Origin of the sequence: Xanthomonas sp. CFBP 8152, from assembly GCF_014199025.1 — a bacterium.
Classification (GTDB): Bacteria; Pseudomonadota; Gammaproteobacteria; order Xanthomonadales; family Xanthomonadaceae; genus Xanthomonas; species Xanthomonas arboricola_B.
This window is the reverse complement of sequence record NZ_JACHNO010000010.1, coordinates 19,389-40,911: the sequence shown is the minus strand read 5'-3', so window position 1 is coordinate 40,911 and position 21,523 is coordinate 19,389. Positions and strand designations below refer to the sequence as shown.

The following is a 21,523-nucleotide window of genomic DNA, read 5'->3' as shown; positions in this document are numbered from 1 at the left end:
GGCGCGGACTTCGCCAACGGCAGCAGCACGCTGGTGGATCTGGCCAAGTACGCCGCCGGTAACGCACCCAAGCAGCTCAGCGGCCGTCAGGAAGCTTACGAGAGCCTGATCAACCAGTATCTGACGCGTTGATGTCCCGTGGCCGGCGGCGCACTGCGCGTCGCCGGCCGATGTCGGCCGCCCCGGTGGCCGCTCCCTTGCTTGCTTTCAGGTGAATCCATGTCCAGTGTCTCCGTAAACGGCGCCCCCGATGCCGGTGAGAACACCCGTTTTATCGTCCTGATCAGTTGCGTAGCCACGATCGGCGGTTTTTTGTTCGGTTTCGATAGCGGCGTGATTAACGGCACTGTCGACGGCCTGAAGCAGACCTTCAATTCCAGCGCCGCCGAGACCGGGTTCGAAGTCGCCTCGATGCTGCTGGGTTGCGCCATCGGCGCCTTCTTTGCCGGCCGGCTGGCCGACCGCTGGGGCCGCCGCGCGGTCCTGATCATTTCTGCGGCACTGTTCCTGCTCTCGGCCATTGGTGCCGGTGCCTCGCACAGTTCCGGCTTCTTTATTTTCGCTCGCGTGATGGGCGGCTTTGCGGTGGGCGCGGCCAGCGTCATTTCGCCGGCCTACATCGCCGAAGTCGCCTCCGCGCGCTATCGCGGCCGGCTCGCCACGATGCAGCAGATCGCCATCATCAGCGGGCTGTTCTGCGCGTTTTTGAGCAACTACCTGCTGGCCAACGCCGCCGGCGCCTCCACCGAGCCGCTATGGGCCGGGCAGGCCGCCTGGCGCTGGATGTTCTGGATGCAGGCGATTCCCTCGCTGCTGTTCCTGTTGCTGTTGCTGGTCATCCCGGAAAGCCCGCGCTACCTGGTGGTCAAGGGCCGCCGCGAGCAGGCACTGGTGGTGTTGAAGCGCCTGTACGGCAACGCCGCCGCGCAGACCAAGCTGGCCGAGATCTCCGCCTCGATGTCGGCCGACCAGCACAAGCCCAAGTTCTCCGACCTCATCAACAAGGCCACCGGCAAGATCCGCCCGATCGTCTGGATCGGCGTGGGTCTGGCGGTGTTCCAGCAACTGGTCGGCATCAACGTGGTGTTCTATTACGGCGCCGTGCTGTGGCAGGCGGTGGGCTTCTCCGAGCAGGACGCACTGCTGATCAACGTGCTCTCCGGCGGCCTCAGCATCGGCGCCTGCCTGGTCACGGTGATGCTGGTCGACAAGATCGGCCGCAAGCCGCTGCTGTGGATCGGCTCGGCCGGCATGGCGGTCTCGCTGGCCCTGGTGACCTATGCCTTCGCCACTGCCTCGCTGGACCCCACCGGCAAGCTGGCCATGTCCGACGCCATGGGCATGCTCGCGCTGGTGGCTGCCAACGTCTACGTGGTGTTCTTCAATGCCTCCTGGGGGCCGGTGATGTGGGTGATGCTGGGCGAGATGTTCCCCAACCAGATCCGCGGCTCCGGCCTGGCCATTGCCGGTGCCGCACAGTGGACCTCCAACTTCGCCATCACCGTCAGCTTCCCGATCCTGCTCGGCAGCATCGGCCTGGCCGGCGCCTACGGCATCTACACCGTCGCCGCCTTCATCTCGGTATTTTTCGTGCTCAAGTACGTCTACGAGACCAAGGGCAAGGAACTCGAGCAGATGGAGGGCTGATCTTTTCTATTATGCTGATATCGGCATGGAAGACGACCAAGGCCGCGCAATGCGCGGCCTTGGTCGTTGATGATCTTGCCGGGATCTTGCCGATGCCTCGCATGCCCGCATCGCGGCAATCGCCTCAATCGAGCTGGCCATCATATTAGCGGTGGATTGGTGCCTACGCCGCCTCGCGACTGCCCGCTGCTCTGGCCTATGCTGTGTCGGGCAGCCTGATTCCCGCATGGTCGAACGCACCAGCAAAGTGCAATAGATGTCTTCAACAGCGATAGCCGCCTGAAAGCGCAGCGGCTCTTTTTGCAAATTGTGCGCCACCGCTATACTCCAACAGGCAGTTTCCCTCCAGACTAGGGCGAATCGTGGAACCAAGGAGCGGTGGTATGGCGGTAGTAAGGGAAATCTTTAGGGGCGCGCTGGTTAGCGCTTGCTATTGTCTAGCATTCCTGTCGCTCTGGTATTGCTCCATCGACCAGTGGTACCTACCTGTCGGCTTGCGTGTTGTAACCCTGCTATTCAGACCTTATCGCGAGTGGCCATTCCTGTTGGCAGGAGATGCGGCTGCTATGCTCTGGCTGCGTGTTCCGCTTTCGCAGCGTCAGGGATACGACCTGACATGGGCGTACATAAGTCCGCTTGTTCATGCCCCCATGATCGCCTTTGTCATTTGGTTGGCACGCCATTATGCCCGTAAACTGCTTCAGCAGACTCCTTTCCTAATTCCATTGGCGATTGCGATTGGGTTTTTTAATTCATTGTGGAGCATTGTCCTCAATGCCAGCCTTGGTGGGCCGAGCACGGACAAAGTTTTAGAATTCCTTATTCGCTACTGGTTGGGAAGCTATCTGGGGATATTGATTTTCTTGCTTCCGGCCATGTTGTGGTCTCCTAAAAAACGAGAGCCGACGCGCATAGACTTGCCCCGAGATCTTGGAGTCTCGGTTGTCGTCATTCTTGTGCTTTTCTATGTGCTCGGCTACACGCAGGAGCCATTACTTCGAAAGATGTTGATGGCTGCGCTGATAGGGCCGGCGATTGCCTTGACGCGTCGTCACGGGTGGACAGGGACCGCTCTTGGGACGTTGCTTGCAAACTTCGCTTTGGCAATAACCTTGCCAAAGACGTATGAAATTGGATATTACAATCAAAGTCTTTTTGAAGTTCAAATTTTTCATGTAATCGTCAGCACCTTCTTATTTGTCTTTGGCATACGGTTCGTCAGGCCGTTGAAGCGATTTGATACCATCGGGCGAATTAAAGCGGATGCTCAAAAGGCTATTCAAGCTAGTTATCTCGCGGCCGAGCGAACACTGCGGGATCGAGTTGTAGAATACTCCGACATCAACGTCCAGATGAACAGGATGCGTAAATCGGTCGTGGCAGATCTTCGGGAGCGTGGTCACCATGCAGCAGCAATGGAGATAACACGCGTGGCCGTTCTGGAGTCGCAACTTCTGCATGAATATGTTGCGGCTTTATATCCATTGGAGATTGAAACGCATGGCCTGTTTCGAACGTTGCGTTCGGCTGCGTTTGAGAGGTTGAATTCGACCAAGCTCGACTGTCTATTGCAGGGGGACTGCCAGCAGCTCTCGCTTGGACTGCAGCTTGCGGCTTATCGCTGCACACTCAACGCGTTGGAGCTTCTGCCTGCGTCCAACAAGCATTTCATCCATGCGCGTGTCTGGCGCGGTAGAGGGGGGCAGGGGATCGTCATGAGGATTTTTGCCGATACTTCTTTGGTGGATTCCGTGCGGCGTGAATCCCCTGAGGACGAACATGAATTTCGGGCCCGGCTTAAGTCGCATGGCGGCTTGTTCCGTCGCCGCCATGCGTTGGTACTTACCTTCCTCGTGGCCGAGACATCTGCTGTTACCGCGTCGGAGAGACCTTCCAGCGTTCCACGTTGGCTTTCCGCTCGACATGCACGGTAAAGTGTGCGGTCTGGTATACCATTTGCGCGTTAGGTCCTAGCTCAGTCGCAGACGTTGCCGACGAATTCGCCCAAATTGTATTAGTTGCCGGGATTGTGACGCGATCAGCATCCTTGCCCATTGGCAGTACCCAAAGCGCATTGTCAACGCGTGCGACCACTGCTCTAACTCCCCCGGCGGCGTCATTAATTTGCAGATATGTCACGCCGTCACGTTGGAACTCGTAGATCGACCAAGCGGGATCTAGGGTGAGGTTGGCAGCTGCAGGGCTACGCTCCCCCAATCCCGTTGTTGCTTGGGCGCCTACACCGCCTGCGCAGCATCCGCCAGTTTGAGCCCAGACTTGGCCTGTCATCAAAGCGCAGGCCAGGACACACATAACCTTCAACGTATTTGCTTTAACTTCCATGGGTTTCGCCTTCCCCTGCTCGGGGCGATTTTGCCTGCAATTCAGGCTCGCCTACGTTACGTCCATAAAGCGGATAGGTGTTGGCGTTCGCGCAGAAATCGCTGGGAACCATTGTGTCTGGCGCGCGTTCGATATGCAGACTAGGCTGCTTCAGCCTTTAACGTACCTCTCAATTCGTGTTGGCTGCAGTGCTCCCTTGAGAATATGCAATGTCAGTTATTTGACAGTCCTGCCTATTGCACAGGGCTTGGTCTTACCGAAAAAAGCCTTATGTATCTCCACGTAGGCGATGGTGTTTCGCTGAATGTTGTAAGTCCGGCCATGTTTGCCTGGTCACCATGCCGAACCTTCCATGCTCCAAGCGACACGGCGGCCGCGTCGCTCTCCGGGATGGGCCTGATGCGGCGGCGGCAAGTGCTGCGCACCTGCGTGGTCGCCATCGACGCCCGCCACGGCGGCAAGAACGCCGCCAACGAGATGGGCGGCAGCGCGCGCCGTTTGCGGGTGCCAAGCAATCCGGTGTGGTCGCAGGTGCTGGCCGACCTGTCGCTCAGCGGCGGCCACCGCCGGCAGCGTGCGTTCGGCAAGTTGATGCGCGGGCGGCTGCAGCAGGTGACGCGGCTGCATCGGGACCAGGTCGGGCAGGCAGGATTGGCGGTATTGACGTCACCGGACATTTCGCCGCTACTGGTCGAAACTGTCTTGATGAGCAACCGCGACGATTGACGGCGGCTATGCGGCGATACGCATCAGGACGAACTGGCGCAAACGCTGCATGCCGGTATCGACGTGTACTTCCGGATGTTTCCCGGTCGCGCCTAAGGCGCGGTTGCCTTCCTGTCCTTCAGCGACCTTTCGATGTCCGCCACGCTTGCCGATGTTGCGGTTACCGAACGGTCTACGCTGAGCGCGCCGTTGCGCTGGGTCGGCATGCAGGACATTGCCGTGCCGGTGCGCCTGGCCGACGCACGCTGCGCCGATGCGGACGCGCTGGCGCGCAGGTCTACGTCTTGATCGGGCCGTCCATGATGGTTGTAGTGGGGTGATCGACAAGAGCCGAGCCCATGCGACGTCGCCAGGTTGCACTACGCGCAGCTGCAGGGCCGAAGTGCGCGATCGACGGCAAGGCCAACCCGCCGCGCCCGGTGCCGTAACCGGCCCCAGCCAATCGGCGCATCGGCTCGACGGCGCTGCCATGGGAGAAGTGTTTGTCCAGTCCGGGAACAGGACCATTGCGCGCCACCTGGTCGCCGGCAACTGCCCATGCCAATAACGCAAAAACCCCGCAATGCGGGGTCTTGGCGTTCTGCGGTCAGACGACGGTGGTGCTCCCTAGGGGACTCGAACCCCTGTTTTAGCCTTGAGAGGGCCACGTCCTAACCATTAGACGAAGGGAGCGTTTGGTGCGTCTTGTGCAGCGCGCTAGTATAGTGCGCTAAAACCCGTTGGGCAATCCTGCAACACAAGACGGAAGCGCCATCATCGAACCCTCAGTTACATCTCCGTTCACGCTGCGCGTCATCCCACGCGATCAGCACACCATCTCGCGCAAGGACATCAGCCCCAACGCATTGCGCGTGCTGTATCGCCTGCGCGAATCGGGCTTTGGTGCCTACCTGGTCGGCGGCGCGGTGCGCGATTTGCTGGTCGGCGGCCATCCCAAGGATTTCGACGTGGCCACCAGCGCCACGCCGGAAGAAGTCAAAGCGTTGTTCCGCAACTGTCGCCTGATCGGCCGCCGCTTTCGCCTGGCGCATGTGGTGTTCGGCCGCGAGATCATCGAAGTGGCCACGTTCCGCGCCAACATCGACGATGGCAGCGGCGACCGCGAACTGGATAACGGCCGGTTGGTGCGCGACAACGTCTACGGCACCATCGAAGACGATGCGATCCGTCGCGACTTCACCTGCAACGCGCTGTACTACGCGATCGAGGATTTCTCGGTGCGCGATTACTGCGGCGGCTTCGAAGACGTGCAGGCGCGCCTGATGAAGTTGATCGGCAACCCGGAGCTGCGCTACCAGGAAGATCCGGTGCGCATGCTGCGCGCGGTGCGTCTGGCGGCCAAGTTGAACTTCGATATCGAAGCCGGCACCGCAGACCCCATCCCGCGTCTGGCCGGGCTGTTGTCCGAAGCCGCGCCGGCGCGTTTGTTCGAGGAGATTCTCAAGCTGTTCCTGTCCGGGCATGGCGTGGCCAGTTTCGAGGGCCTGGAGCGTTACGGCCTGCTCGGCGCGCTGTTTCCGGAAAGTGCGGCCGCATTACGCTCAAACCGCAGCGGCGCATTGCGCGCCATGGTGCTGGAAGGCCTGCGCAACACCGATGCGCGCGTGGCCAACGACGAGCCGGTCTCGCCGGCATTCCTGTTCGCCCTGCTGCTCTGGCCGGCGTTCTGCCGCACCTTGATGGGCCTGCAGGCGCAGGGCGTGCAGCCGGAAGACGCGCAGCGTCGCGCCGCCGACCGGGTCACCCTGCATCAGCTCGAACGCGTGGCGCTGCCGCGCCGTTTCTCGCTGCCGATGCAGGAAATCTGGCTGTTGCAGACGCGCTTCTCCTCGCGGCAGCGCAAGCGCGTGTTCCGCACCTTGTCGCATCCGCGTTTCCGCGCCGCGTTCGATTTCCTGGTGCTGCGGCAGTTCGCCTCGGCCGATCACGCCGCCGATGTGGAGTTCTGGCGCGAGGCGCAGAAGTCCTCCGGCCAGGAACTGGTCGATGCGATCGAAACCGCGCAGGCCGATCACGAAGGCGAGGAGGGGGCACCGCGCAAGCGGCGCCGTCGCCGTCGGCGCACCGGCGCACCGGCAGGCGAGTAGGGCGTGCAGACTGTCTTTGTCGGCCTGGGCGCCAACCTGGGCCCGGCCGAGGCCAGCGTGCGCGCGGCCATCGCCGCGCTGGGCGAGCTGCCGCAGACCACCTTGATTGCGGCCTCGCGCCTGTACCGCACGCCGGCCTGGGGCCGCGAAGACCAGCCCGATTTCATCAATGCGGTGGCGCAGTTGCGTACCGCGTTGGCGCCGCTGCAACTGCTGGAGGCCCTGCTCGGCATCGAGCAGGCCTTCGGCCGGCAGCGTCAGGACGGCGAGCGCTGGGGCCCGCGCACGCTGGACCTGGATCTGCTGCTGTACGCCGATCAGGTGATCGACCTGCCGCGCCTGCAGGTCCCGCACCCGCATCTGCAGGCGCGCGCCTTTGCGCTGTTGCCGCTGTCCGAACTCGCCCCGGAGGCGGTCATTCCGGGCCATGGAACAGTGCGGCACGCCCTGCAGGCCATCGAGGTCTGCGGGCTGGAGCCGATTGGGTAGATAATGGCCGGCTCATCACCCCACGTAATGACTTCATGAGCAGCCATACCGACAGCAAGCCCTGGACCGTGCCCGCCTTGGCGCAGGCCAAGCGCGAGGGTCGAAAACTGGTCATGTTGACCGCCTACGACGCCGGATTCGCACGGACCTTCGATGCCAACGGCGTCGACTTGATCCTGGTCGGCGATTCGCTGGGCATGGTGGTGCAGGGGCACGATTCCACCTTGCCGGTGACCACCGCCGACATGGTCTACCACACCGCCGCGGTGGCGCGGGTGCTGGAGCGGGCGTTGCTGGTGGCCGATCTGTCGTTCCAGGCCGATGCCACGCCGGAGCGCGCACTGGACGCTGCCACCCGACTGCTGCAGGCCGGCGCGGAGATGGTCAAGCTCGAAGGCGCCGGGCACAAGCTCGAGGTGATCCGCTATCTGGTCGAGCGCGAGATCCCGGTCTGCTCGCACCTGGGGCTGACCCCGCAATCGGTGCTGCGTTTTGGCGGTTACACGGTGCAGGGGCGCGGCGAAGCCGGCGAACAGTTGCGCCGCGACGCGCAGGCCGTGGTCGATGCCGGTGCCAGCCTGGTCGTGCTGGAATGCGTGCCCACGCCGATCGCTGCACAGGTCAGCGGCGAGCTCGGCGTGCCCACCATCGGCATTGGCGCCGGCCCCGGCTGCGATGGCCAGGTGCTGGTGATGCACGACATGCTGGGCCTGGACAGCGGCCATCGCCGTCCCAAGTTCGTCAAGGATTTCCTCGCCGAAGGCGGCTCGGTGGCGGGCGCGGTGCGCGCTTACGCCCAGGCCGTGCGCGATGGCAGTTTCCCCGATGCAGCGCACGCGTACGCCGCATGATCCAGACCCTGACCGATCTTTCCACCCTGCGCGCGCTGGTCACCGGCTGGAAGCGTGAGGGCTTGCGCGTGGCGCTGGTGCCGACCATGGGCAACCTGCATGCCGGCCACTATTCGCTGGTGATGCTGGCGCGCCAGTACGCCGATCGGGTGGTGTCGAGCGTGTTCGTCAATCCGACCCAGTTCGGCCCCAACGAAGACTTTGCGCGTTACCCGCGCACGCCCGAAGCCGACCTGCGCGGCCTGGAAGACGCCGGCTGCGATGCGCTGTGGCTGCCGGATGTGGACACCATGTATCCGCTCGGTACCGCACTGGCCACGCCGATCCATGCGCCGGGCGTCAGCGACGTGCTGGAAGGGGTGTGCCGGCCGGGGCATTTCGATGGCGTGTGCACGGTGGTGGCGCGGCTGTTCAATCAGGTGCAGCCGGACGTGGCCGCCTTCGGCAAGAAGGACTATCAGCAGCTGGCGGTGATCCGCCAGATGGTGGCCGACCTGGCATTCCCGATCGAGATCCTGGGCGGCAGCATCGTGCGCGAGGCCGACGGCCTGGCGATGAGTTCGCGCAACCAGTATCTGACCGCCGACGAGCGCCCGCGTTCGACCCGGATCCGCAAGGTGCTGCTGCAGATGCGCGACGGCTACGCCGCCGGCACGCCGCGTGCGCAGGTCGAAGATACCGCCACCCAGGCGCTGGAACAGGCCGGTTTCCGCGTCGATTACGCGGTGGTGCGGCTGCCCGACCTGAGCGAGCCGGGCGATAGCCATGGTGGCGCGCGCGTGGCCTTGGTCGCCGCCCGTCTGGGCAGCACGCGGCTGATCGACAACCTGGAATTCTGAACGGTCCGAACGCTGCTGCAGGCGCGGCATCAGGCGTGACCGACGCTGCCGGCGCACAGGCGCACAAGCGCGTTTGTCCAGCGCCGGCCTGAAGCCCTCACGACCGGTTGCGGGGCAGGCCGGTGGACACCGGCGCTTTCCGCTAAAATGCCGGCTTTCCTTTGCCGTTGCCTGTCATGCACCTGTCCCTGTTGAAAGCCAAGATCCACCGCGCCACCGTCACCCATTCCGAGCTCAATTACGAAGGCTCGATCGCCATCGACGGCCTGCTGCTGGAAGCCACCGGTATCCGTGAGTTCGAACAGGTGCATATCTGGGACGTCACCAACGGTGCGCGTTTCAGCACCTATGCCATTCGTGCCGATGAAGGCAGCGGCATCATCTCGCTCAACGGCGGCGCCGCGCGTCACGTGCAGGTGGGCGATCTGATCATTGTGGCCGCTTTCGCCAGCATGAGCGAAGCCGAAGCCGAGACCTTCAAGCCCAATCTGGTATATGTGGATGGGAGCAACAAGATCACCCACACCAACCACAGCATCCCCACGCAGGCCGCATGACACATACCAACGGATTCGACGCGCTTCACGCCCACGCTCAGCGCCTGCGTGGCGCTGCCATCCCCGCATTGCTTGTCGCCGAGCCGCAACGGCCGACGCAGTACGCTAGGCAGGTCGGTCCGTTGTATTTCAACTTCGCGCGGCAGAAGTACGACCGCGCCGCGCTCGATGCCTTGTTCGCCATCGCGCGTGAGCGTGATCTGGCCGGCGCGTTTCAACGCCTTTTCCGCGGCGAGCAGGTCAATGTCACCGAACAACGCGCTGCGCTGCATACCGCGTTGCGCGGCGATCTGACCGATGCGCCGGTGGCCTCCGAAGCGTATGCAACCGCTGCGGAAGTACGCCAACGCATGGGCGCGCTGATCGGCCAGCTGGAAGCCACCGACGTCACCGATATCGTCAGCGTCGGCATCGGCGGCTCGGATCTGGGTCCGCGGCTGGTGGCCGATGCCTTGCGTACGCCGTCGGGTGCGCGTTTGCGCGTGCATTTCGTCTCCAATGTCGACGGCGCGGCGATGCAGCGCACGCTGGCGACGCTGGACCCGGCGCGCACTGCCGGCATCCTGATCTCCAAGACCTTCGGCACGCAGGAAACGCTGCTCAACGGCAGCATCCTGCACGCCTGGCTGGGCGGCAGCGAGCGCCTGTACGCGGTGAGCGCAAATCCCGAGCGCGCCGCCAAGGCCTTCGACATCGCGCCGAGCCGCGTGCTGCCGATGTGGGACTGGGTCGGCGGGCGTTATTCGCTGTGGTCGGCGGTGGGTTTTCCGATCGCCTTGGCGATCGGCTTCGAACGTTTCGAACAACTGCTGGAGGGCGCCGCGCAGTTCGACGCGCATGCGCTCAACACGCCGCTGGAAGAAAACGTCGCCGTGCTGCACGGCCTGACTGCGGTGTGGAACCGCAACCTGCTGGGCAGCGCCACGCATGCGGTGATGACCTACGACCAACGCCTGGCGCTGCTGCCGGCCTACCTGCAGCAGCTGGTGATGGAAAGCCTGGGCAAGCGGGTCAAGCTCGACGGTTCTGCAGTGGACAGCGATACCGTGTCGGTGTGGTGGGGCGGTGCGGGCACCGATGTGCAGCACAGCTTTTTCCAGGCGCTGCACCAGGGCACCAGCGTGGTGCCGGCTGATTTCATCGGCACCGTGCACAACGACGATCCGTATGCGGAAAACCATGTCGCACTGATGGCCAACGTGTTGGCGCAGACCGAAGCGCTGGCCAACGGCCAGGACAGCAGCGATCCGCACCGCAGCTATCCGGGCGGCCGGCCGAGCACGGTGATCCTGCTCGATGCGCTGACCCCGCAGGCGCTGGGTGCGCTGATCTCGATGTACGAGCACAGCGTCTACGTGCAGTCGGTGATGTGGGGCATCAATGCGTTCGACCAGTTCGGTGTGGAACTGGGCAAGCAGCTGGCCAGCCAGTTGCTGCCGGCGTTGAAGGGCGAGTCGGCCGACGTGGCCGACCCGGTGACACGCGAACTGCTGGCAAAGCTGCGCGGCTGAGCCTGTTACGCAGCGGTGACACGACGACAACGGGGCCTGCGGGCCCCGTTGCGTTTCTGGAAGCCTGGTATGGCGTGGGGCCAAAATGGCCAAATTTCCCAAAATGGGGAATCGCGAGTAGGCTGGTGTCACCACAGCGCGCAGGACCGTCCCATGTCTCGCCTCCAGGATCTGCCCGAGCTCGAAAAATCTCCCGCCGCCGATATCAAGGTGAAGGGCTGGCCCAGCCTGATGCGCAAGGTGCGCTCGCATGGAGCGGTGGTCATCACCAACCACAACCATCCCGAGGCGGTGGTGGTGGACGCGGAGGAATATCGCCGGCTGGTCAGTCAGGCGAGCGCAGCGACGGCTGCCTCGACGCGCATGCAGTCGCTGCAGGCATTGCAGACCAGGTTCGATGCGCATCTTGCGGCGGTGACCGATGGCGCAGGTCTGGCCCAGGTGATCGGCAAGCCGGCACGCCGGGGCAGGAAGATCACCCTGGGGCCGTCGCTCTAAACCGTGGGAAACATTCTGGTGCTGGCCGGCGTCAACGGCGCTGGAAAAAGTTCGCTGCTGGGCAGTCTGCTGCGGGAAGACGGCGCCACATGGTTCAACCCGGATGCGTTCACCCGGGACCTGGTGGAGCAGGGCTGGTCACCCGAAGACGCCAATGCGCAGGCCTGGCAAGAAGGTGTGCGGCGGCTGCGTCAGGCCGTGGACGCCGGTCACGACTATGCATTCGAAACCACCCTGGGCGCCACGACCATCCCGCGCCTGCTGCGGCAGGCCTGCGTGACGCACACGGTGGCGATCTGGTTTTGCGGTTTGTCGAGCGTCGAGCTGCATATCGCACGTGTCGCGGCGCGCGTGTCCGCCGGCGGACACGCCATCCCCGAGCACAAGATCCGTGAGCGATACGATGCCTCGCGCGGCAACCTGATCGCGCTGTTGCCGCACCTGGCGGTGCTGCATGTCTACGACAACAGCGCGCCCGCCGACGCGACGGGGCAGGTCGCGCCGCAGCTGGTGCTGGAACTGGACCGCAACGGCCTGCAGTACCCGCAAACGCCCGAAGAACTGGCGCAGGTGCCCGATTGGGCCAAGCCCATCGTGATGGCGGCGCTGGAGTTGCGGCAGTCTTGAACCGCGCGCTCAGGCACTTGCGGTCTGATCTGCTTCTCACCGACGCGGCCAGACATCCATCGACCTCACCCGTAGGAGCGCACCCGGGCGCGATAGGCCATACCGGCAAAGCTCCTCGCGCCCAGGTGCGCTCCTACCGGCATTGCGACAGCAGCGAGAACGCCACGCTGCACGTGGCAGCTGTAGCGTCACGCAGCGCTGCAACTGCAACTGCAACGGCGGCGCTTACGCCTTGCCCAACTTCACCGCCACCGGGTCGCCGGTGAGGTAGCCCACCGCCGCGCCGAAACGGTTCTTGTAGTTGGCGCGGATCAGCGGATCCAGCGTGGCCTTGACGGTGTCGTGCAGCGGGCTTTCCCAATCGCCGGGGTGCTGGAAGTTGCTCATCACATAGGTCCAGCCGTGGATCTGGTCGACCGCGTGCAGGCCGGTGGATTCGGCGCCAGCCGGTACCGACAGCACCCGCGTCAGCGAGCCGCTGTCCACGTTGTAGGCCCACAGGAAATTGTTGACGTGCAGGCTGCTGTCTTCGCCGATGAACAAGGTACGCAGCGTTTCGGAGAACTTGAGGTTGTCCGGGTTGGCCAGCCGTTCCGGGTCGGCCAGGTTGCCCAGCGCGTCGGCCTTGGCCAGATCGCGGCCGGTGAGCGCGGCCGGTGCGGCCATGTCGATCGGCACCCAGTCGCTGTGGATCGGCGCGCCGTGGCTGTCGCGCTGGCCGCCGCGCAGGTTCAAGGCGTACACCGCGCCTGCATCCGGTCCTTCCACCTTCACATCGCCCGAGCCGTCGCGCATGCTGGTGACGATGTAGGACATCGCCATATAGGCGATCTTGTCGCGGGCATTGACGGTGGTGCCTTCGAGCTTGGTGAAGCCCAGGCTGCCGCCGGCCAGCGCTGCGTAGCGGTGGGTTTCCAGATACGTCGCCGCCTTGTCCATGCCCGGCTTGATGCGGATCCAGTTGAAGCTGCCGTTGAACGGGATCCTGGTAAACGACGCATCGCCCGGGTCGCTCAGATGCACGTCGAGAATATCGGCGGCGGTCAGGCGGTCGGCCATGGCCTGGATCTCGGAACTGGTGGCGTGGCCGAGCTTGATCCAGCGCAACGTGGCCGCACCCGGGCCCACGCCCGAGGTCTGCTGCCACTTGCCCACGTACAAGGTGCCGGCCGACAGGTCCGCCTTGCGGTCGGCGATGAACATGAAAAGGCCGCCATTGGTGGCGTCGTCGCCCATCAGCACGGTGCGCTGGTCTGGCATCACCTGCACCAGCTCGTGCGAGATGCGGCCCAGGCAGTAGTGCTTGCGCACGCTCCCGGTGCCGTCCGGGTGCACGGTGATTTCAGGCAGATGGCCATAGTGATACGGATTGGCTTTTTCCGGGTCGCCGTACAGATGCGTGCTGTAGCTGCGGAACTGGGTGTTGCCGGCCAGCGCGGTGGCGTCGGGTTCGTACTCTTCGCTGGACAGGTGGGTATTCCACGGCGACAGGCTGGCGCCGCAGGTGGTCCATAGCCCGTGCACCGGCGCGGTGTCGACGTTGTGGTACTTCACCAGCGACAGCTTGCCGGTGGCCGGGTCCTGATCCAGCGTCAGCACCGCGATCGGCGCGGGCAGGTGGCGGTTGGTGTCGTTGCCGGCCTGGTCGCGGGTGGTGTATTCGAACTGCACCACCGCAAATACGTGGTTGCCCTTGACCCCGGGCACCTTGGCATCGGGCAGGGTCAGCAGCGAGGAGCCGTCCGGGCAATCGGAAAAGAACGGGCGTTCGGCACCGGGTCTGGAGCGGTCGATGATCGGCCGATGCTGGATGTCGTAATAGCCACCGGCCAGCACAGTGCCACCCTTGCCGTCGGGCACCTGGTCGCCGGTGACGAAGAACCGGTGGTAGGCCAGGGCATAACGCTGGGTGCTGCCATCGCTACGCGCCACCGTCAGCGCCGACCCCACCGTGGTGGTGGCCATCGCGGCCGGGTTGGCCAGGCTGGGCGCCGGCATGCCATGGAAGGTGGCCGACACCAGCCGGGCCGGGTTGTCCGATGGCTGCAGCGGACGTGCGGCCAGTGCCGCGCCGCCGAGGTGTTGCAGGGCGGCGGCGCTGGCGCTGCCCAGTGGCAACAGCGGAACGGACGCCAGCAACTGCATCAGGCGGCGGCGGGCAGGATCGGGGGAGGCAGACATCGAAACTCCAGGCAAAGACGACGATCAGCGATGGCCGGTGGCGCATCGGCAAGCCGGTCACGCTAGGCCCGAGGTATGACAGGTGTTTGACGGCGAGCTCACCTGTTGGCGCGTAATCGAACATGGCGCCGCAGGCGAACCCGGCACTGCCCGCATTGGCGACAGCGGCTGCGCAGTGCAGAACGCACGCAGTGGTGCATTGCAGCAAAGTGCGCCGCTACGCAAGTCCAGGCGCCGCACCGGATTCAGCGGTTTGCCGTGATTTGACAGGTGCTGCCGGTATTCCATGCCTATAGCCCGGGTCAATAAGTTGGCCGTCGTTTGGCATACAAGCGCGCGTTGTTGACAGGGTAGGGGAATCACGCAAGCGTACGCCGCCTAATGGCCTGCGGCGTCACGCATCGCCGTGGGGAGAACCACCTGGAGACCTGGATCTTGGACAAGCTGCTTCGTCGTACCGCCGCGCCTGTCGCGCGTCGTGCCCTCTCTCTGGCCACCGCCGCTGCGGTGCTGATGCTGGCCGCCTGCCAAGGCAAGGACACCGCTGCCGAGGCGAGCAAGACCGCGCCGGCCGCCGCACCGGCCGAGGCGTCCACCACGATTCATCCCGACCAATGGCCGTCGCCGAAGTGGCCGTTTGCCCAGGACCAGGCCCTGGAGCAGCGCATCACCGATGTGATGGCCAAGATGAGCGTCGAAGAGAAGGTCGCGCAGACCATCCAGGGCGACATCGCCAGCATGACCCCGGACGATGTGCGCAAGTACCGCATCGGCTCGGTGCTGGCCGGCGGCAATTCCGATCCGGGCGGCAAATACGACGCAAGCCCGGCGCAATGGCTGAAGCTGGCCGACGCCTTCTATGAAGCGTCGATGGACACCTCCAAGGGCGGCAACGCGATTCCGATCATCTTCGGCATCGATGCGGTGCACGGCCAGAGCAACATTGTCGGCGCCACGCTGTTCCCGCACAACATCGGCCTGGGCGCCACGCGCAACCCGGAGCTGATCAAGCAGATCGGCGAAGTCACCGCCGCCGAAACCCGCGTCACCGGCATGGAGTGGACCTTCGCGCCGACCGTGGCGGTGCCGCAGGACGACCGCTGGGGCCGCAGCTACGAAGGCTATTCCGAATCGCCGGACGTGGTGGCCAGCTTCGCCGGCAAGATGGTCGAAGGCGTGCAGGGCGTGCCGGGCACCCCGCAGTTCCTCGACGGCAGCCACGTGATCTCCTCGGTAAAGCATTTCGTCGGCGACGGCGGCACCAGCGACGGCAAGGACCAGGGCGACACCAAGGTGTCCGAAGCCACCATGCGCGATATCCACGCGGCCGGTTACCCGCCGGCGATCGCGGCCGGTGCGCAGACGGTGATGGCCTCGTTCAACAGCTTCAACGGCGAGAAGATGCATGGCAACAAGGTCATGCTGACCGACGTGCTCAAGGGCCGCATGAACTTCGGCGGCTTCGTGGTCGGCGACTGGAATGGCCACGGCCAGGTCAAGGGCTGCACCAACGAAAACTGCCCGGCCTCGTTCATTGCCGGCGTCGACATGGCGATGGCCTCCGACAGCTGGAAGGGCATCTACGACACCGAACTGGCGGCAGTGAAGTCGGGCCAGATCTCGGCCGAACGCCTGGACGATGCGGTGCGCCGGATCCTGCGCGTCAAGCTGCGCCTGGGCCTGTTCGAAGCCGGCAAGCCGTCCAAGCGTCCGCTCGGCGGCAAGTACGAATTGCTGGGCGCGCCGGAACATCGCGCGATCGCCCGCCAGGCGGTGCGCGAGTCGCTGGTGCTGCTGAAGAACCAGGCCGGCATCCTGCCGCTGGATCCGAAAAAGCGCGTCCTCGTGCTGGGCGACGGCGCCAACGACATGGGCAAGCAGTCCGGCGGCTGGACGCTGAACTGGCAGGGCACCGGCACCAAACGCAGCGACTACCCCAATGGCAACACCATCTGGGAAGGCCTGGACAAGCAGATCAAGGCGGCCGGCGGCACGGCCGAGCTGGCAGTCGATGGTGCGTACAAGACCAAGCCCGACGTGGCGGTGGTGGTGTTCGGCGAAAACCCGTACGCCGAGTTCCAGGGCGACATCGCCACCCTGCTGTACAAGCCGGGCGACGAGAGCGAGCTGGCACTGATCAAGAAGCTCAAGGCCGAGGGCATCCCGGTAGTGGCCGTGTTCCTGAGCGGGCGTCCGTTGTGGATGAACCAGTACATCAACGCCGCCGATGCCTTCGTCGCCGCCTGGTTGCCGGGTTCGGAAGGCGAGGGCATTGCCGACGTGCTGCTGCGCAAGGCCGATGGCACGGTACAGAACGACTTCAAGGGCAAGCTGAGCTTCTCCTGGCCCAGGACCGCGGTGCAGTTCGCCAACAACGTCGGGCAGAAGGATTACGACCCGCAGTTCAAGTTCGGCTTCGGCCTGACCTATGCCGACAAGGGCGACCTGGCCGCACTGCCGGAGGAATCGGGCGTGTCCGGCGAGCAGTCGGTGGGCGGGGTGTACTTCGTGCGCGGCAAGCCGGCGCTGGGCATTGCGATGCAGCTGTCCAATGCCGGCCAGGCCAACATGCCGGCGACCACGCTGCCGGTGGATCTGTCCGATGGCAGCCTGAAGATGACCGCGGTCGATCACAAGGCGCAGGAAGATGCGCGGCGTCTGGTGTGGTCCGGTGCCAAGGCCTCCAGCGTGTTGCTGGTGTCCGGCAAGCCGGTCGATGTCTCGCGTGAGAGCAACGGCGATGTGCAGTTGCAGCTGACCGTGCGCCGCGACAGCGCAGTGACTGCGCCGGTGTGGCTGGGCGTGGGCTGTGGCGACAAGTGCGGCGGCCGCGTCGATGCGCAGAAGACACTGGCCGCGCTGCCGCAAGGCCAGTGGAAGGTGGTCGGCGTGCCGTTGAAGTGCTTTGCGGTGGCCGGTGCGGATGTGACCAAGCTGACCCAGGTCGCCAGCATCGAAAGCGCTGCGGCGCTGGACCTGTCGGTGTCGAAGATCGCGCTGGGTGCGCTCAACGAAGCCGAAGTCACGCTCGACTGCCCGGTCAAGTAAACAGCACACCCGCGGGCGCGCCTGCGGGTGTGCCCAGGTAAGAACCACATACATGCGTCGCCGGCCCCGGCGACGTGTTACAGCGGCCACCTTTAGCGGTGGTGTCATCAGCCGCCGCGGGACGCGCGCGTCGATCGGCCGGGAAGGCCTGCAGCTGCGGTTCGCCGCGCTGCCCCCACGCACGCGGTGCGGGCGGCGGCAGTCTGCAGACCTGGCCGGTCCACGACGCGCAGCCCAGAGCCAGACAGGAGAGTGCAGTGGGTTTGGCGACGTTGGATATCGTGATTGTGCTGGTCTATCTGACCGGCATCTTCGTACTCGCGCAGTGGGTCTCGCGCGAGAAGGCAGGGCACACCAAGAGCGCCGAGGATTACTTCCTGGCGAGCAAGTCGTTGCCGTGGTGGGCGATCGGCGCCTCGCTGATCGCCGCGAACATCTCGGCCGAACAGATCATCGGCATGGCCGGTTCCGGCTATGCGATCGGCCTGGCGATCGCCTCCTACGAGTGGATGGCGGCGCTGACGCTGCTGATCGTGGGCAAGTTCTTCCTGCCGATCTTTCTGCGCAACGGCATCTACACCATGCCGCAGTTCCTGGAACAGCGCTACGGCAAGTGGATCCGCACGCTGATGGCGGTGTTCTGGCTGCTGCTGTACGTGTTCGTCAATCTCACCTCGATCCTGTGGCTGGGGTCGATCGCGGTCAGCCAGGTCACCGGCATGGACCAGACCCTGGCGCTGGCGTTGATCGGCGTGTTCGCACTGGTGTACCAGCTGTACGGCGGGCTGAAGGCGGTGGCGTTGACCGACATCGTGCAGGTCACCCTGCTGGTGCTGGGCGGCCTGCTGGTGGCCGGGCTGACCCTGGCGCGGATCGGCGATGGCGCCGGCGTGCTGGCCGGCTTCAAGCACCTGTGGAGTGCGCACCCGGAGCACTTCCACATGATCCTGAGCAAGGACAACCCGTTCTACAAGGACCTGCCCGGCCTGAGCGTGCTGCTGGGCGGCCTGTGGGTGATGAACATCAGCTACTGGGGTTTCAACCAGTACATCATCCAGCGCGCGCTGGCGGCCAAGAACATCGGCGAGGCGCAGAAGGGCATGGTGTTCGCCGCGTTCCTGAAGCTGCTGATGCCGTTGGTGATCGTGGTGCCGGGCATTGCCGCGGTGGTGCTGGCGCCGGATCTGGCCAAGCCCGACCAGGCCTATCCGACCATGATGCAGCTGCTGCCGACCGGCATCCTGGGCCTGGTGTTCGCGGCGCTGGTGGCGGCGATCGTGGCCTCGCTGGCCTCCAAGATCAACTCGGTGGCGACGATCTTTACCCTGGATTTCTACGCCAAGTTCCGCCCGCAGACCGAGCAGAAGCAGCTGGTGCGCGTGGGGCGCATCGTGGCCATCGTGGCGGTGGCGATCGGCATCCTGACCGCGCGGCCGCTGCTGGGCAACTTCGACCAGGGCTTCCAGTTCATCCAGGAATTCACCGGTTTCTTTACGCCTGGCGTGGTGGTGATCTTCATGCTCGGCCTGTTCTGGAAGCGCGCCAACGAGGCCGGCGCACTGACTGCGGCGATCGGTTCGGTGGTGTTGTCGTTCGCGCTCAAGTTCGCCTGGCCGGAACTGCCGTTCATGGACCGCATTGGCGTGGTGTTCGTGGCGGCGCTGGTGCTGGCGGTGCTGGTGTCGTCGATGACGGCGCCGACCCAGGCGCGCGACCTGATCCGAACCGACGATGTGGCCTACGGCACCACGCTCGGCTTCAAGATCGGGGCGATCGGGGTGGTGGTGATCCTGATCGCGCTGTACGCGACGTTCTGGTAATCGTCCAGCAGTCAGCTGACATTGGCTGCGCACATGCGGCGCGACACTCAGGTGTCGCGCCGCATTGCGTCTGCACGTTGTGCTACCGCCGCTTGTACGTGCGCTGCGGCCAGGCTTGCGGCAAGCAGGTTGACCGGCGCTTGGAACTGCTCATGCCACGGCGTCTGCAGCCAGGTTTCCAGTGCGGCGGCCGGCATCGGTTTGGCGATCCAGTAGCCCTGACCTTCGTCGCAGCCCCAGGCGCGCAACTGCGTGTAGGCCTCTGCCGATTCGATGCCTTCGGCGACCACGCGCTGGCCCAGGCTGTGGCCGAGCCGGATCATCGCCGGCACCAGGGTGCGGTCTGTGCGGTTGTCCGGCAACGAACGGATGAAGGACTGGTCGATCTTCAACGAGCTGGCCGGCAGCTGCTTGAGATAGCTGAAATTGCTGTAGCCGGTGCCGAAGTCGTCGATGGCGATATGCACGCCCAGCGCCGCGATGGCAGCCAATTGCTCGGCCAGATGCTCCGGGTGGCGGATCATCGCACTTTCGGTGAATTCGATCTCCAGCCGGCGCGGATCCAGCTGATGGCGCTCCAGGCCACGCCGTAGCAGGCCGGCGAATCCAGGCCGGTCCAGATCGGCGGCCGACACGTTCAAGGCCAGATTGAAGTCCAGACCCTGTCGTTGCCAGCGCGCGGCCTGTGCGATGCCGTTGTCGATGACCCAGGCGGTGATGCGGTTGATCAACGCGGTTTTCTCGGCCATCGGCACGAAGTCGGCAGGCATCACCGGGCCGATCATCGGATGCTGCCAACGCAGCAGCGCTTCCACTCCGACGCAGCGGTGATCGTGCAGATCCACGCGCGGCTGGTAGTGCAGGCGCAGCTGACTAGCGCTGTCCAGCGCGGCGGGCAGGGCTGCCAGCAGGCGGAAGGTATTGCGCTGGGCCACGTCGTGTTTGCGCTCGTACATGCTCCAAGGCACGCCGCGCTCGCGCGAGATGTCCACCGAGGTGGTCAGCGAGCGGATCGTGTCGGCAGCGCCGTAGCTGGTCTGTAGCGAGACCGCGCCGATCGAGGTCACTGCGGTATGCGGAATGCCCTGATGTTCCAGTGGCTCGGTGAAGGCCTTGGAAATCCTGGTGCACAGCGAGGACAAACGCTGTGTCTCGGCCTGGGCCAGAAAGCCGAAGGTGGTCGGGTCCAGCCGATACAGCGTGGTGCCGGCAGGCAGATAGGCCGCCAGACGGCCCTGCGCGAGCGCCACATAGCCGTCGACGTAATCCCAGCCCAGCGCCTTGACCATGTCGCGGAAGTAATCGCTGCCGCAGATGTCGACCGCCACCGCAGTGATGGCCGGCGCACTGTCGCGTTGCGACAGCCAGGCATCCAGATCTTCGGCAAAGCGCGACCGATTGGGGAGCCCGGTCGGACCGTCGCGGTAGGTAGTGCTGCGCAGGTTTTCCACCCGCAGCACTGCCAGGTCGCGCAGGCCTTCCAGTTGCGTGATCGCTTCGGCGTCCAGACCCGGACGCGGACTGGTTCCGATCACGCATAAGGTGCCGATGCGGTGGCCGTCGCGCAGCGTCAGCGGCGCACCGGCATAGAAGCGGATGAACGGCGGTCCCAGTACCAGCGGGTTGTCGCAAAAGCGCGGATCCAGTTGCGCGTCGGGCACCACCATCACCTCGTGGGCGCGGATCGCATGTGCGCAGAACGCCTGGTCGCGTGGGGTTTCCTGCGGTTCCAGGCCAATACGGGCTTTGAACCACTGACGATGCTCGTCCACCAGCGACACCAGCGCGATTTCCGCACCGAGGTTGCGGGCCGCCATGGCGGCGATGGTCTCGAACACCGGATCGGGCGGCGAGTCCAGCAGGCACAGGCCATGCAGGACGGCCAACCGGGTCGACTCGTCGACCATGGGCGGAAGAGGGGACTTGGCAGGAGCGAGCGCGGATTGCATGTGCTTCTATCGGCCTGGAGCGGAATCCCTTGATCGACCGCGCTGGGCGCCGTTCAGTTGAAGCGGCCTTGCCGCGCGATGGCTGCGACTGAGCCGCTGCAGGAACGACAGCTGCGCGATGGCATCAGGCCACGGCATGACGCGACGGTATGAGCGACGGCCGGGCGCCAGCTCGACGATCGCTCCGGACTGCTGCGGTATGGCCGAGGCAAGCAACTGTTCGGCGTCGCAGTCGGCGCCGGGCGCGCCGTCCACTAAACATCGGCGTCGCCTGGCCGATCACTGATGGCGCGCCTGCCTGTGTCGACCACAACAAAGTTCGGCGCACTTTTTTTCTGCGGTTGTTCGTT

At 64.6% G+C, this 21,523-nt stretch carries 15 protein-coding genes, 1 tRNA gene and 2 pseudogenes; 14 read left to right on the top strand and 4 right to left on the bottom strand.

All coding sequences use genetic code 11. The annotated features are described in order from the left end of the window. The first annotated feature begins 219 nt into the window (after positions 1-219). Both FHT09_RS19915 and FHT09_RS19910 read left to right on the top strand, forming a co-directional pair. On the top strand, positions 220-1,647 hold the full coding sequence (locus tag FHT09_RS19915; RefSeq protein ID WP_104607260.1) for a sugar porter family MFS transporter: 1,428 nt from the start codon (positions 220-222) through the stop codon (positions 1,645-1,647). Between the two features lie 383 nt (positions 1,648-2,030). After that, positions 2,031-3,581, top strand: a complete 1,551-nt coding sequence (locus FHT09_RS19910) for an MASE1 domain-containing protein (protein WP_104607261.1) — start codon at positions 2,031-2,033, stop codon at positions 3,579-3,581. On the opposite strand, the gene FHT09_RS20490 is transcribed toward FHT09_RS19910, so the two are convergent. Further along, entirely contained in the window at positions 3,520-3,936 is a 417-nt protein-coding gene (locus FHT09_RS20490; protein WP_308686689.1) for a hypothetical protein, read from the bottom strand. The genes FHT09_RS19910 and FHT09_RS20490 overlap by 62 nt on opposite strands. A gap of 513 nt (positions 3,937-4,449) precedes the next feature. On the opposite strand from FHT09_RS20490, the pseudogene FHT09_RS19905 reads away from it, so the two are divergent. Then, positions 4,450-4,812: pseudogene (locus FHT09_RS19905) on the top strand (N-acetylmuramoyl-L-alanine amidase); the annotation flags it as partial. Positions 4,813-4,848: 36 nt separating this feature from the next. Then, a pseudogene (locus FHT09_RS19900) lies at positions 4,849-4,950 on the top strand (GTP cyclohydrolase I FolE2); the annotation flags it as partial. A 363-nt stretch (positions 4,951-5,313) separates the two neighbouring features. Here the strand turns inward: FHT09_RS19900 and FHT09_RS19895 are convergent. Further along, positions 5,314-5,388: transfer RNA gene (locus FHT09_RS19895), tRNA-Glu, on the bottom strand. 47 nt (positions 5,389-5,435) lie between these two features. Here FHT09_RS19895 and pcnB point away from each other — a divergent pair. The 8 genes from pcnB (at position 5,436) to FHT09_RS19855 (ending at position 12,175) form a co-directional block, all read left to right on the top strand. After that, a complete protein-coding gene (gene pcnB, locus FHT09_RS19890) occupies positions 5,436-6,803 on the top strand; it encodes a polynucleotide adenylyltransferase PcnB (protein ID WP_104607263.1) in 1,368 nt (455 codons plus the stop codon). A 3-nt stretch (positions 6,804-6,806) separates the two neighbouring features. Continuing rightward, positions 6,807-7,292, top strand: a complete 486-nt coding sequence (gene folK / locus FHT09_RS19885; RefSeq protein ID WP_016904382.1) for a 2-amino-4-hydroxy-6-hydroxymethyldihydropteridine diphosphokinase — start codon at positions 6,807-6,809, stop codon at positions 7,290-7,292. Between the two features lie 35 nt (positions 7,293-7,327). Further along, on the top strand, positions 7,328-8,143 hold the full coding sequence (gene panB, locus FHT09_RS19880; RefSeq protein WP_104607264.1) for a 3-methyl-2-oxobutanoate hydroxymethyltransferase: 816 nt from the start codon (positions 7,328-7,330) through the stop codon (positions 8,141-8,143). Continuing rightward, on the top strand, positions 8,140-8,982 hold the full coding sequence (gene panC, locus FHT09_RS19875; RefSeq protein ID WP_047124974.1) for a pantoate--beta-alanine ligase: 843 nt from the start codon (positions 8,140-8,142) through the stop codon (positions 8,980-8,982). Before panB ends, panC begins: the two co-directional genes overlap by 4 nt. A 176-nt stretch (positions 8,983-9,158) precedes the next feature. After that, positions 9,159-9,539 (top strand): aspartate 1-decarboxylase, encoded by a 381-nt coding sequence (gene panD, locus FHT09_RS19870; protein ID WP_016905039.1) that lies wholly within the window; start codon positions 9,159-9,161, stop codon positions 9,537-9,539. After that, positions 9,536-11,050 carry a glucose-6-phosphate isomerase gene (gene pgi, locus FHT09_RS19865; protein WP_184417096.1) on the top strand — a complete coding sequence of 505 codons (1,515 nt, stop codon included), beginning with the start codon at positions 9,536-9,538 and terminating at the stop codon, positions 11,048-11,050. Before panD ends, pgi begins: the two co-directional genes overlap by 4 nt. A gap of 153 nt (positions 11,051-11,203) precedes the next feature. Continuing rightward, positions 11,204-11,548 (top strand): type II toxin-antitoxin system prevent-host-death family antitoxin, encoded by a 345-nt coding sequence (locus tag FHT09_RS19860; RefSeq protein ID WP_104607265.1) that lies wholly within the window; start codon positions 11,204-11,206, stop codon positions 11,546-11,548. A 3-nt stretch (positions 11,549-11,551) separates the two neighbouring features. After that, positions 11,552-12,175, top strand: coding sequence for a hypothetical protein (locus FHT09_RS19855; protein ID WP_104607266.1), 624 nt, complete (start codon positions 11,552-11,554; stop codon positions 12,173-12,175). A 225-nt stretch (positions 12,176-12,400) separates the two neighbouring features. Here FHT09_RS19855 and FHT09_RS19850 read toward each other — a convergent pair whose 3' ends face one another. Further along, positions 12,401-14,356, bottom strand: a complete 1,956-nt coding sequence (locus FHT09_RS19850; RefSeq protein WP_104607268.1) for an alkaline phosphatase PhoX — start codon at positions 14,354-14,356, stop codon at positions 12,401-12,403. 435 nt (positions 14,357-14,791) lie between these two features. On the opposite strand from FHT09_RS19850, the gene FHT09_RS19845 reads away from it, so the two are divergent. Together FHT09_RS19845 and FHT09_RS19840 are read left to right on the top strand one after the other, a co-directional pair. After that, positions 14,792-17,404, top strand: a complete 2,613-nt coding sequence (locus tag FHT09_RS19845; RefSeq protein ID WP_104607286.1) for an exo 1,3/1,4-beta-D-glucan glucohydrolase — start codon at positions 14,792-14,794, stop codon at positions 17,402-17,404. A gap of 257 nt (positions 17,405-17,661) precedes the next feature. Continuing rightward, complete coding sequence (locus FHT09_RS19840; RefSeq protein WP_104607270.1) at positions 17,662-19,224, top strand: sodium/sugar symporter; 1,563 nt, start codon at positions 17,662-17,664, stop codon at positions 19,222-19,224. 47 nt (positions 19,225-19,271) lie between these two features. Here FHT09_RS19840 and FHT09_RS19835 read toward each other — a convergent pair whose 3' ends face one another. Further along, positions 19,272-21,173: an EAL domain-containing protein gene (locus FHT09_RS19835; RefSeq protein ID WP_104607271.1), complete on the bottom strand. Its 1,902-nt coding sequence runs from the start codon at positions 21,171-21,173 to the stop codon at positions 19,272-19,274. Between the last annotated feature and the right edge of the window lie 350 nt (positions 21,174-21,523).